The following is a 15,729-nucleotide window of genomic DNA, read 5'->3' on the forward strand; positions in this document are numbered from 1 at the left end:
CGAACATGACCTCCTACACGGCCAGTCGGGAAGAGCGAAACATACGAGCCTGGCCATCGCCCGACCAGGCTCGTATGCGCCGACTGATCAATCAGCGGCGCCACCGCGCAACACACGCTCAATAATCAGCCCGATAGCGCGAACGCCTTCAGGAGACATCATTTCCAGGTGGTGAACGTCGACCAATTCATCCGTCAGTCCTCCGTGCGCGTACGGACCCCAAACCTTGTCGGCTTGCTTTGCGCCCGAACGATCCAACGAACTCACGAAAGTGATCGGCCCCCCGAACGACTGCGGCCGATGGGCGTTGATCAGCTTCGCCGAAATTGCAATGCTTGTGAGCAACCGTTTGATCGCAGACGCATCGAGTCCGATTCTCTCTCCGTCGACAGCCGCCAAGATCTCTGCTGACCTCTCGACCGACAATTCATCGAGACTTTCGTTCTCGCCGAAGACAATCCCTATTGCAGCCAACTCAGCGCGCACCTGGACAGCATGCTCTGATTCGTCGCGTGTCTCCGGCGAACCGTCCAGCAAGATCAACGCCTCAACGATCTCGCCTCGCTCCTCCATCTTCGCCGCAACCGCTTGAGCGATGATCGCGCCGAGCGACCAACCGAGAATTCGGTACGGGCCTGACTGCTGAACCCGGGTGATCTCGTCCACGTAGCGATCTGCGTAATCGTCAAGGGATCGTCCCTGGAATGCCTCATCAGTCAGAACTGGGCTCTGCAACCCATAGAGCGGAATCGAACGGTCCACAACTGCCGCCAACGGTGCAAAAGGCCACGCCAGTCCAACGAGTGGATGAACACAGAACAACGGCACATCGCTCCCTGTCGTTCTCAGCGGCAGAAGCGTTCGTAGTGCATCATCGGTTTTCGCATCGAAGCCCACCCGAATTCCGAGCGCAATCCGTTCTGCAAGTTCGCTGACCGTCGAAGTCGCGAAGATGAGTCGCAGTGGGACCTCCACGGAAACTGCTGCGCTCAGCCGAGCTGCAACCCTCGCTGCGACCAATGAGTTGCCACCCAACTCGAAGAAGCTATCGTCCGCCCCGATTTCCTCGACACCGAGAATCTCCGAAAAGACGCTTGCGACAAGTAGTTCAGCTTCGGTAGAGGGAGCCCTGAACACCGCGGCCTCGAACACCGGCTCCGGCAACAACTTCCGATCCAACTTCCCCGAAGCATTCAACGGCAACGCATCCAACACCACAAACTGCGACGGCACCATATACGACGCCAACCGCTCCCCCACACCCACCTTCACCACATCAACATCAACCGAAGACCCCACCGCAGCAGTGACATACGCAACCAACTGATCACGCCACACCACCACCACAACAGAACCCACACCCACCTGATCCCGAACCGCAGACTCGATCTCCCCCAACTCGATCCGCTGACCACGCAACTTCACCTGAAAATCACTACGACCGACATACTCGAGCTCACCCGACACACCGATCCACCGCACCACATCCCCCGTGCGATACATCCGCGAACCCACCCCACCGAACGGATTCGCCACAAACCGCTCCGCCGACAAATCCACCCGCCCGAAATACCCACGAGCGACCTGCACACCCGACAAATACAACTCACCCGCAACACCCACCGGCACCGGACGCAACCGCGAATCCAACACCAACACCGACGAATTCCACACCGGAGCACCCATCGGCACCACCACACCCACACCATCGAGCGGACCCGCCGCCGTCGCATGCACCGTGAACTCCGTCGGACCATACAAATTATGAACCTCAACCGACGGCAACACCGACAACACCCGACCCACCACCGACGCCGGCAACGCCTCACCCGCCGCGAAAATCACCCGCAACGAACCCAACCCACCACCACCGAGACGCGAAATCGTCGCCTCCGACGTGTCGACAACCTGATCGACGAACACCTCCAACATCGACGGCACAAACGACACCATCGACACCGACTCCGCCGCCACCACCGACGCCAAATACCCCGGATCCCGATGACCGTCATGAGTAGCCACCACCAACCGAGCACCCACCGCCAACGGAACAAACAACTCCCACACCGACACATCGAACGTCACCGGAGTCTTGAACAACACCACATCAGAACCCGACACCGCATAACGCTCCGCCAACCACGACACCTGATTGACCACACTGCGATGACTGACCGCCACCCCCTTCGGCCGACCCGTCGACCCCGACGTGAAAATCACATACGCCGTATTCCCCGACCGCAACGGCGCAACCCGATCCACATCAGAGACAGGCGCACCCGAAAAACCAGACACATCAACAACATCAACCTCGACCACCGGCACAACACCAGCATCGAAACCAACATCAGACGTACTGACCACACACACCGGCGACGCCGACTCCAACACATACCCATTACGCTCCGCAGGCTGATCCGGATCCACCGGAACATACCCACCACCAGCCCTGAGCACACCGTAAACCGCAACCAACAAATCAACCGACCGACGAACCGCAACACCCACCAACGACTCCGGCCCCACACCCACCGAAACCAAATACCTGGCAAAACGATTCACCCGAGCATCGAACTCCGCATACGACAGAGACTGCCCCTCGAACGAGAGCGCTACCGCACCCGGAGACGCCGCCACCTGCGCATCGAACCCATCCAACACCGACACGCCCGCAACCTCACGAGCCGTGTCATTCCACCCCTCGAGCACCAACGAACGCTCAACAGAATCCAAAATATCAACGTCACCCAAAATGGTTGACCGATCAGCAACTACGGCAGCCAGGATGCGTTCGAATCGGGTTGCCATCGAGGCCACCGTCGACTCGTCGAACAGATCCGTCGCGTACGTGAACGTCGCCGCCATCCCGGCCGGGGCACCGGAGTCGTCGAACTGCTCGACCATGGTCAACTGCAGATCGAACTTCGCCGCCACCGCGCCGGTATCGATTCCCGCAACCGTCAGATCGCCCAACTGCAACGCGGTCTGGCGTGCGCTCTGGAACGACAGCATCACCTGGAACAACGGATTACGAGCCTGCGACCGCGCCGGATTGAGCACCTCCACCAACCGCTCGAACGGCACATCCGCATGCGCAAACGCACCCAGATCACCCTCACGAACCCGACCCAACAACCCCGAGAACGACTCCGAAGAATCCACCTCCGTCCGCAACACCAACGTATTGACGAACATCCCGATCAAATCATCGAGAACCTGCTCACCACGACCCGCCACCGGAGTACCGATCGCAATATCGGACGTCCCAGACAACCGCGCCAACAACACCGCCAACGCCGCATGCACCACCATGAACAACGACGAATTCGACTCACGCGCAGCGTCACTCAACGACACATGCACATCACGATCAATCACGAACGAATACGCAGCACCACGATTGGACGCCACCGCAGGCCGCGGACGATCCGCCGGCAAATCCAACTGATCCGGCAACCCCGCCAACGCCGACTCCCAGAACCCGATCTGACGCGAAATCAACGACGACGGATCATCTTCCGAACCCAAAGTCTCCCGCTGCCACAACGCGTAATCCGCATACTGCACCTCGAGCGGCGCCCACCCCGGAACCTCACCCCGAGAACGAGCCTCGTACGCCACCATCACATCACGCGTCAACGGCCCCATCGACACACCATCACCACTGATGTGATGAACCACCATCGCCAACACGAACTCCGACTCCGACACCGCGAACAACCGCGCCCGAACCGGAACCTCCACCGCCACATCGAAACCGGTCGACAAGAACTCCGTCACCGCACCAACGACATCGGACTCCGACACCGCCACCGGCGACAAATCCAACCGCACCCGATCCGCAGACAACACCTCCTGGAAGCCGACACCGTCGACCTCCGGATACACCGTCCGCAAAATCTCATGCCGCGCAACAACATCCGACACAGCAGCCTGCAGAGCCGCCACATCCAACAACCCCGACAACCGAATCGCCACCGGAATATTGTCAACATTGGATCCTGGGTCGAATCGGTTCAAGAACCACATCCGCTGCTGCGCCAACGACAACGGCACCCGCTCCGGACGCACCCGAGCAGTCAACGCCGCCCGCGCACCCGAACCAACCTCCGACTCCACCCGAGCAGCCAACAACTCCACCGACGACGCCTCGAACAACACCCGCACCGGAACCTGCGCATCCAACGCCTGCCCCAACCGCGCCGCCACCCGAGTAGCAATCAAAGAATTACCACCCAAAGCAAAGAAATCGTCATCCAACCCGACACGCTCGACCCCGAGAACATCCCCGAACACCGACGCGACGATCTCCTCCACCGCCGTCACCGGAGCCCGGAACACCGCAACCTCGAACACCGGCTCCGGCAACAACTTCCGATCCAACTTCCCCGACGCATTCAGCGGCAACGCATCCAACACCATGATCAACGACGGAACCATGTACGACGGCAACACCGCACGCAGCGAATCCGTAAGCGCCACAACATCAACCACCGCACCCGACGCCGGCACCACATACCCAACCAAGCTGTCACCCGACTTGGCCGAAACAACAGTCACTGCAGATGCGGATACCGATGCATCAGCCACCAAAGCCGACTCGATCTCCCCCAACTCGATCCGCTGACCACGCAACTTCACCTGGAAATCGCTACGACCGATGTACTCCAACTCCCCCGACGCATCCCACCGCACCAAATCGCCCGTGCGATACATCCGACCGCCCCCACTGCCATCGGCAAACGGGTTCGCAACAAACCGATCCGACGACATTGCGGCCCGCCCGATATACCCGCGCGCCAACTGAATGCCCGATAGATAAAGCTCGCCGACAACACCCCTTGAAACCGGGTGCAGCCTGGAATCCAGGACTAACAGCCCTGTATTCCACACAGCAGAACCAATCGGGATCGACACGGTCTCGTCCGATGTGACTTCATGGAAGGTCACATCAATTGCAGCCTCGGCAGGACCGTACAAATTCTCCAAGCGTGCTGATGGCATCACTCCGAAAACTTCCGCGGCAGTGCCAACTTTCAAGGCCTCGCCACCGGAAAACACCAGCCTCAAGGAAGGAATATTGCTGGCACATTCGGCTGAAATGAATAGGGCCATCATTGCAGGCACGAAGTGCGCGACCGTGACCGCATGCTCCCGGATCAACTTCGCTATGTACTGAGGGTCACGATGGCCATCCGGTTCGGCGATCACCATGCGCGCGCCTACTTGGCACGGCCAGAACAACTCCCAAAGTGAAACGTCAAATGTGGACGGAGTCTTGACCAGCACCACGTCCGACGGGTCCAAATTGTATCGATCCTGGCGCCAAAGCATCTGGTTTACTACGGCGATATGCGATACCAGGACGCCTTTCGGCGTCCCGGTAGAACCGGAAGTGAAAATCACGTACGCAGGGTGACCTCCCCGAAGAGCAGACAGTCGCTCTGAATCGGTGATCGGATCAGTCGAATACGTATGCAGGTCAAGACTGTCAACATCAACCCAGGAAGTCGGCAACTTCGCGTCGAGTCGACCATCAACCGTAAAGTCACGCGAGTACAAGACAACGGCCGGCGCCGCCGTTCGCAAAACATAAGAGACGCGTTCAGTCGGATGCGATGGGTCCAGGGGTACATATCCGCCACCTGCACGAATCACCGCATGGGCTGCGATCACCCAAGATATAGACCGCTCCATGAGCACGCCGACCAGAACCTCAGGTCCAACACCTTGCGAAATCAGATGTCGGGCCAATCGATTGACGCGCGAATCGAATTCGCCATAGGTCAAGCTTTCGTCACCGTAAATCAGCGCAACATCCATCGCGCGCTGAGCCGTACCGACGACATCCACCAATCGCGTCGCGGGCAGTTCCCGACGATTGGCGCGCGATCTGTTGTAGATCTCAATTCGTTCAACACCATCAAGAAGATCGACTTCTCCCACCAGCGCCGATGAATCGTCGAGAACTGTGCGCAGGATGCGTTCGAATCGGGTTGCCATCGAGGCCACCGTCGACTCGTCGAACAGATCCGTCGCGTACGTGAACGTCGCCGCCATCCCGGCCGGGGCACCGGAGTCGTCGAACTGCTCGACCATGGTCAACTGCAGATCGAACTTCGCCGCCACCGCGCCGGTATCGATTCCCGCAACCGTCAGATCGCCAAGTCGAAGCACCGACTGCTCCATGTTCTGGAACGACAGCATCACCTGGAACAACGGATTACGAGCCTGCGACCGCGCCGGATTGAGCACCTCCACCAACCGCTCGAACGGCACATCCGCATGCGCAAACGCACCCAGATCACCCTCACGAACCCGACCCAACAACCCCGAGAACGACTCCGAAGAATCCACCTCCGTCCGCAACACCAACGTATTGACGAACATCCCGATCAAATCATCGAGAACCTGCTCACCACGACCCGCCACCGGAGTACCGATCGCAATATCGGACGTCCCAGACAACCGCGCCAACAACACCGCCAACGCCGCATGCACCACCATGAACAACGACGAATTCGACTCACGCGCAGCGTCACTCAACGACACATGCACATCACGATCAATCACGAACGAATACGCAGCACCACGATTGGACGCCACCGCAGGCCGCGGACGATCCGCCGGCAAATCCAACTGATCCGGCAACCCCGCCAACGCCGACTCCCAGAACCCGATCTGACGCGAAATCAACGACGACGGATCATCTTCCGAACCCAAAGTCTCCCGCTGCCACAACGCATAATCCGCATACTGCACCTCGAGCGGCGCCCACCCCGGAACCTCACCCCGAGAACGAGCCTCGTACGCCACCATCACATCACGCGTCAACGGCCCCATCGACACACCATCACCACTGATGTGATGAACCACCATCGCCAACACGAACTCCGACTCCGACACCGCGAACAACCGCGCCCGAACCGGAACCTCCACCGCCACATCGAAACCGGTCGACAAGAACTCCGTCACCGCACCAACGACATCGGACTCCGACACCGCCACCGGCGACAAATCCAACCGCACCCGATCCGCAGACAACACCTCCTGGAAGCCGACACCGTCGACCTCCGGATACACCGTCCGCAAAATCTCATGCCGCGCAACAACATCCGACACAGCAGCATCCAACGCCGCCACATCCAACAACCCCGACAACCGAATCGCCACCGGAATATTGTTCGCCGACGACAACGTATCGAAACGGTTCAAGAACCACATCCGCTGCTGCGCCAACGACAACGGCACCCGCTCCGGACGCACCCGAGCAGTCAACGCCGCCCGCGCACCCGAACCAACCTCCGACTCCACCCGAGCAGCCAACAACTCCACCGACGACGCCTCGAACAACACCCGCACCGGAACCTGCGCATCCAACGCCTGCCCCAACCGCGCCGCCACCCGAGTAGCAATCAAAGAATTACCACCCAAAGCAAAGAAATCGTCATCCAACCCGACACGCTCGACCCCGAGAACATCCCCGAACACCGACGCGACGATCTCCTCCACCGCCGTCACCGGAGCCCGGAACACCGCAACCTCGAACACCGGCTCCGGCAACAACTTCCGATCCAACTTCCCCGACGCATTCAGCGGCAACGCATCCAACACCATGATCAACGACGGAACCATGTACGACGGCAACACCGCACGCAGCGAATCCGTAAGCGCCACAACATCAACCACCGCACCCGACGCCGGCACCACATACCCAACCAAGCTGTCACCCGACTTGGAGTCAGAGTGCATCACGACGACGGCGTCGTTGACGTTCTCATGTGTGAGCAGGGCTGATTCGATCTCACCCAGTTCGATCCGCTGACCACGCAACTTCACCTGAAAATCGCTACGGCCGATGTACTCCAGCTCCCCCGATTTGGTCCATCGAACCAAATCTCCGGTGCGGTACAACCTGGCGCCGGCTGATCCGAACGGATCGGCGACAAATCGCAGCGCCGTCATAGCAGGCTCACCGTGATATGCACGAGCCACCTGCGGTCCACCCAAATACAGTTCACCGGCCACACCCACCGGCACTGGCGCCAACCGGCCGTCAAGCACAACAGTGGACGTGTTAGCGACGGGCGAACCGATCGGGACGACCATCGCCTCAGAAGTCGCCTCCCAAGCTGTTACCACCTCGACCTCGGCAGGCCCGTACCAGTTGTGCAGGCTCGCCGACGCGTACCCGCTGAATCGGCGTACGGTGTCGGCGCTCAACGCCTCTCCTGCGACAAAGACGCGACGCACCGACTCCGGCAGCGGCGCGGGCACCGCGGACATGAATGCGTTCAACATCGACGGAACGAAATGCACAGTCGTGACCCGCTCTTGCGCAATGGTTTTCGCAAGATAATCTGCGTCCCGGTGTCCGTCGGGAACCGCGATGACCAGTTTCGCTCCAGTTTGGAGAGTCCAGAACAATTCCCAGACCGAAATGTCGAAGGTGATCGGCGTTTTGTGCAGTACCACATCCGAGCGATCAAGCCTGTAGGTCGCCTGAGCCCACACCAACTGGTTCACCGTTGCGCTGTGTGTAATCGCAACGCCCTTGGGGCGACCTGTCGAACCTGAAGTGAAGATCAGATACGCCGTGTTTTCCGATCGCAAAGGCGAATTGCGTTCAGAGTCGGCTATCCGGCGAGATGGGAACCCGTCCAAGTTCAGAGCCTCGACAGTCACCATCCGTCGACCCGTCGACGCGAACTGATCGCGAGCGGTAGTCAGAATCAGTACCGGATCCGCCGCCTCTACGACGTACTCGGTGCGTTCTGCTGGATGATCTGGATCGATAGGAACGTAGGCGCCCCCAGCCTTCAGAACGGCGTAGATCGCAACCACGAGGTCAATGCTCCGACGCATCGCCACACCGACCAACTGCTCAGGTCCGACTCCTTCGGAAATGAGGTGACGCGCGAGTTGATTGACCTTGGCATCGAACTCCGCATACGTAAGTTCAATTCCGTCCATGGCCAACGCGACAGAGTTAGGCGTCCGCGCAACCTGCTCGTCGAACAACGAGACCAGCGTCGCATTGTCCGAGCACAAAGAACCGGCCGAAACAGCTTGCGCCAGTAGCTGTTCACTCTCGCTCTGTGAGAGTACGGGAATATCACCCACCAGTACGTCCGGAGTTGCGGACACTGTGTTCAGAATTCGCAACAGACGATCGACGAATTCCAACACCGTTGATTCGTCGAACAGGTCGGTTGCGTAGTTGAACGACCCGTGCATCCCCGAGGGTTCTCCCGACTCGCTGATGACCTCGGACAGAGTGATCTGAAGGTCGTATTTCGCCGTTCCCGAGTCCGCTTCGATCCCGGAAATCGTGAGTTCTGGCAACACGAACTGCGTTTGCGCAAAGTTCTGGAACACCAACAAAACCTGGAACAGCGGTGAATGCGCAGTAGAACGCACGGGGTCGATCTCATCCACCAACCACTCGAACGGCACATCCGCATTGGCAAACGCCGATAGATCGATTTCACGCACCTGCTCCAGGAACGAACCGAATCCTTCCGACGCTTCGACGTTCGTGCGTAAGACCAGCGTGTTGACGAACATACCAATCAGATCGTCGAGTTCGGCCTCGCCGCGTCCTGCGACAGGAGTACCAAGGACCACGTCCGGAGAACTGCTCAGTCTGGACATCAAAACAGCCACCGCCGCGTGAATGACCATGAAGACAGTCACGTTGTGGCCCTCTGCGAGCCTCGACAAGCCTGAATGAAGGCGTGCATCGACCGTGAAATCGACTGTCGCTCCGCGCAATGACTGAATCGCCGGCCTGGCACGATCCAAGGGGAGATTCAGGACCGGCGGAACGTCAGCCAACTGCGCGTGCCAGTATGCAATCTGCTTCGACGCGATCGAATCCGGGTCGCCGTCCGAGCCCAACATCTCGCGTTGCCACAACGCATAGTCCGCATACTGCACTCCGAGAGGCGCCCACCCCGGAACTACGCCCCGAGATCGGGCCTCATACGCGACCATGACATCGCGCCCGAGTGGACCGACCGAGGAACCGTCTCCGGCAACGTGGTGGATCACGACAACCAACACGTAGTTGTCAGAGCCAAGGCTGAACAGTTTCGCTCGAACGGGGACCTCAGCACCGACGTCGAATCCCTGTCCGACAACCTCTGCTACGCGCAGCATTACAGACTCGGCGTCGACCTCGACTGGACTCAAGTCCAGCACGACATCTTCGGGTGGAACAATTACCTGCATTGGTCCATCTGTATCGCTTGGGTACAACGTTCTGAGCGACTCGTGCCGTGCCAGGACATCGGAAACAGCAGCTTTCAGCCCCGCCACGTCCAGCTTCCCTGAAAGCCGGATCGCGAGAGGAACATTGTAGACCGGCGACTCTGGGTCGAGTTGGTTCAGAAACCACATCCGTTGCTGTGCAAGGGACAACGGCACCCGCTCCGGGCGCACCCGAGCAGTCAACGCCGCCCGAGCACCCGAACCGATCTTGGTCTGAACCCGGGCAGCCACGCCCTCGACCGAGGACACCTCGAACAGCACCCGTACCGGAACCTGCGTATCGAGCGCCTGCCCAAGGCGGGCAACCATCCGAGTCGCAATCAGCGAATTGCCACCCAAAGCAAAGAAATCATCATCAAGCCCGACCCGATCCACACCCAACACCTCGGCGAAAACCGAGGCAACCGACTCCTCCACCGGAGTCACCGGAGCCCGGAACGCCGCAGCCTCGAACACCGGCTTCGGCAACAGCTTCCGATCCAACTTCCCCGAAGCATTCAGCGGGAACGCATCCAACACCATGATCTGCGACGGCACCATATACGACGGCAACACCGACCCCAACGAATCCACAAGCGCCGCAACATCAACCACCGCTCCCGACGTCGGCACCACATACCCCACCAACTGATCACCGGTCTTGGTCGACACCACCGCCACCGACGACACCGACACCGACACATCGGCCACCAGGGCCGACTCGATCTCCCCCAACTCGATCCGCTGACCCCGGAACTTCACCTGGAAATCGGTGCGCCCGATGTACTCGAGCTCCCCCGACCAGCCCCACCGCACCAAGTCCCCCGTGCGGTACATCCGATCGCCGACACTGCCATGAGTGAACGGGTTCGCCACGAAGCGATCCGCCGACAAATCCGGACGAGAAACATACCCACGAGCCAACTGATCACCCGCAAGATACAACTCACCCGCAACACCCGCCGGCACCGGACGCAATCGCGAATCCAAGACGAAAACCTGCGAATTCCACTGCGGCACACCAATAGAAGCCACACCACCGTGGACAGCATCCGTCACATCCGCGAACGTGATCGACACCGCGGCCTCGGTCGGACCATACAAGTTGTGAACCCGCGCGCTTGAAACAACACCGAAATCGCGCACCGTCTGCGCCGGCAACGCCTCGCCGATGACGAACACATCACGCAGCGAATCCAACTGGCTGGCAGAGACTTCCCCCGCGAACACCGACAGCATCGTCGGCACGAAGTCCGTCACCGTCACACGCTGATCAGCGATCACCGACGCCAAATACCCCGGATCCCGATGACCGTCATGAGTGGCCACCACCAACCGAGCACCCACCGCCAACGGCAGGAAGAACCCCCACAAGGACACATCGAACGTCGTCGCAGTCTTCTGCAGATACACATCCGACCCGGTCAGAACATACTGCCCCTGCATCCACGCCATCTGATTGACGATCGCCGCATGCGAAACCGCCACACCCTTCGGCTTCCCCGTCGACCCCGACGTGAAAATCACATACGCAGCATTCGAAACACGCAACGGCGCAACACGATCCACATCAGAAACAGGCGCATCCGAGAATCCGGACACATCCAGCTCGTCGATCAAGACCACATCGAATTCACCCGGCAACACCACACCATCACCAGCAGTGGACAACACACAGACCGGTGCCGCGGTCTCGAGAATATGACCATTGCGCTCGACCGGATGATCCGGATCCAACGGCACATACGCCCCACCCGCAGCAACCACTGCATACATACCAACCACAAGGTCAACCGACCGGCGCATCGCCAACGCCACCAACGACTCCGGCCCCACACCCACCGAAATCAGATACCGTGCAAGACGGTTCACCCGAGACCCGAACTCCGCATACGACAGAGACTGTCCCTGGAACATCACCGCCACCGCACCCGGCGTCGCCGCCACCTGCGCAACAAACCCGTCGAGCAACAAAGCGTCGTCAGTCAACTCGTGAACAGTGTCATTGACCGTCACCAACACCTGCGAACGCTCGTCCTCACCGAGCAACTCCACATCCCCGACAACCGAATCAGGCTCCGCCACCATCGCTTCCAGAACACGCACCAACCGCTCCGCAAACGAAACAACTGTCGACGCGTCGAACAGATCCGTCGCATACGTCAACGACATCGGCATCCCCACACCGACGCCGTCCTCCTCCAACGGCGTCACCGTCAACTGCAGATCAAACTTCGCGATCTCGACACCGGCGTCGAAACCGGCAATCGACAGTCCCGGCAACTCCACGACATCCTGCGCCATGTTCTGAAAGAACAACGCAACCTGGAACAACGGATGATGGGCCTGCGACCGCGCCGGATCAAGCACTTCCACCAAACGCTCGAACGGCACGTCCTCGTTGCCGAACGCCCCGAGATCGACCTCACGAACCCGACCCAACAACGCCGAGAAAGACTCCGAAGAATCCACCTCGGTCCGCAACACCAACGTATTGACGAACATACCGATCAGATCGTCCAGCTCCGGCTCACCCCGCCCTGCGATCGGAGAGCCCACCACAACGTCGTCACTACCGCTCAGCCGCGCCAACAACACCGCCAACGCCGCATGCACCACCATGAACAACGACACATTACGATCAAGCGCCAACTGCTCGAGCGCTCGATGTAACCGCGCGTCTATCGAAAACTGGTAACTCGCCCCCTGATTGGATGCCACCAACGGCCGCGGGCGATCCGCCGGCAGCTCGATCCGCTCCGGCAACCCCGCCAACACCGACGTCCAATACCCCAACTGCTCGGACATCAACGACGACGGATCGCCCTCGGACCCCAACACCTCACGCTGCCACAACGCGAAGTCCGCGTACTGCACCGCCAGCGGCGCCCACTGCGGAACCTGACCACCCGCACGCGCCACGTACGCCACCGACACATCACGCACCAATGGCCCCAACGACACGCCATCAGCAGCAATATGGTGAATCACCAACGCCAATACAAACTCCGACGAGCCCGTCTGGAACAAACGAACCCGCAATGGCACCTCGACCGTGACATCGAACCCCTCTGCCACCACTGGCGTCAGCACACCGAGCAAGTCGGCCGCGTCGACAGTTTCGGGCAATACAGTTCCCACGAATTCGTCCACCGGAAGTACTTGTTGGAACCCGATGCCCTCGAATTCCGGGTAGACGGTCCGCAACACCTCGTGCCGCGCAACAACATCCGACAGCGCTGCGGACAGTGCCGAAACATCGACGGCACCGGACAACCGCAACACGATCGGAATGTTGTTCACACCAGACACAGAGTCGAATCTCGACAAGAACCACATCCGCGACTGTGCAAGGGAAAGAGGTATCCGCTCCGGACGAGAGCGAGGGGCCAAGGCAATTCGCACATGCCCCGCTGAATCTGACAGAACAGATGCAAGTCCGGAGACTGTCGAGTACTCGAACAGCGTTTTGACCTGAACCCGCACATCGAAAGCCGCACTGAGACGCCCGGCCAATTTCGCAGCAATCAACGAGTTGCCGCCGAGTTCGAAGAAGTCGTCGTCAGCGCCGACTCGGTCCACCCCCAAGAGTTCTTCGAATACGCGCGCGACCAGGACCTCACCAGCGGAGGATGGCGCTACAAACTCTCGGGCCTCGAATACGGGATCAGGAAGTGCTGCCGAATCCAGCTTTCCTACCGGCGTCAAGGGGATCTCGTCGATGACAACGACAGCCGCCGGAATCATGTGACGGGGAAGATCCGTCTTGACCACTGCCAGGACGTCATCCCCGGACAACACGGCTCCAACTGCAGGAAGCACATAAGAGATTAGAGCCGTTTCACCGCTGGGCAACACTCGCCCGAGAGTTGTCACAAACTCGACCCGTTCGTCGAGTGCGATGACCGCGTCAATTTCAGTCAACTCGATGCGGAAGCCACGGATCTTGACCTGGGAATCGGACCGTCCGACGTATTCGACGCTACGATCGCCGGCAGCACTTTCCGTCCACCGCACCACGTCCCCCGTGCGGTACATTCGTTCACCCTGGGCCCCAAAGGGATTCGCGATGAATCGATCGGCCGTCATTCCTGCCAAATTGTGGTATCCGCGCGCAACCTGCGGCCCTGCAAGATAGAGCTCACCCGTAGTCCCCGTCGGTACAGGCTGCAAGCGAGCATCCAATACCAAAGACGCTGCACCACGAATCGGACCACCGATCGTGACGGGATCACCCGCGCCGAGTTCCGTCATGTTCGTGACGATCGTCATCTCGGTCGGGCCGTACGCGTTGAAAAAGTGGCGTCCGGGCGCCCACTTCGCGACCAACTCTGGCGGACACGCCTCACCCGCGACCACGACGACAGCAACATCGTCGAGTCCAGATGGATCCACCGATGCGAGCACCGAAGGAGTAGCGCCGACATGCGTCACTCGCTCTGTCTTGATCAGCTCGGCTAGCTCGGGCCCACCGTAGATGCTCGATGGGGCAATCACCATGACGGCGCCTGCTCCGATCGTCTCGAGTAGTTCGAAGATCGATACGTCGAAGCTTGGAGTCGTGAAGTGCAAAACCCGTGAATTGCCGTCGAGCGACAGCATGCGAATTTGCTCTCGCTGCAGGACGGCTAGCCCCGAATGCGAAACAACAACACCCTTGGGTCGCCCTGTGGAGCCGGATGTGTAGATGACGTACGCGGCGTGCTGCTCACGCAGTGTTCTTACCCGCTCGTCATACGTCACTGGCGCGCCGGAGACAGCGGCCAACGACTCGACAGTGTCCGAAGCATCGATCGAGATCCACCCGACCGAGTCAGTTAACCCGGCGCGTGCACCCTCAGTGGTCAACCCGACCGAAACTCCAGAATCGCTGATCATGTAGGCCACGCGATCGGCTGGATAGTTCGGATCAACCGGGACGAAGGCGGCGCCGGACTTGGCGACTGCCCACAGTGCCAGAACGGACTCGATGGACCGCGGTATCGAAATTGCAACCCGATCCTCTGGCCCCATGCCGCCGGCAATCAACAATCTCGCCAAACGAGACGATTGCTCGTCCAACTCTGCGTATGACAGCGAACGTCCTTCGAACCGCAACGCCTCCCGCTCGGGCCCCAGCTCGACGGCCGCCGCCAGCAGTTGCGGAAGCAACGATGTGCTGGCACGACGGCCGCGTGCCGGACGCTCTCGACGTGCCTTGCGAGCTACCGACGTCCCTGGCGTCACACCATCGGAGCTCATGCGGTCACGACCTGCACTCGAACGGCATGCTGGAGGAACACGTGCTGCGTCAAGACAATTTCACCTTCGCTTTGGTACTGCAGTTCGATCAGTATTCGCAGGAATCCGATCACTTCCGAGGTTCTACCCTTGACCTGGGCAAATCGCGTTCGACGTCCCGGTAAAGCCCCAATAGTTGATCGGACACACCGAACCATTGTTACAGCTGTCGCGGAGTGGACATCATCGGACTGTTCG

1 pseudogene is annotated in these 15,729 nt (G+C 59.8%); it reads right to left on the minus strand.

From position 1 onward, the window contains the following. Positions 1 to 87: 87 nt before the first annotated feature. A pseudogene (locus H351_RS22810) lies at positions 88 to 15,492 on the minus strand (non-ribosomal peptide synthetase); the annotation flags it as partial. Between the last annotated feature and the right edge of the window lie 237 nt (positions 15,493 to 15,729).

The organism is Rhodococcus erythropolis R138, assembly GCF_000696675.2.
GTDB classification, from domain to species: domain Bacteria; phylum Actinomycetota; class Actinomycetes; order Mycobacteriales; family Mycobacteriaceae; genus Rhodococcus_F; species Rhodococcus_F erythropolis.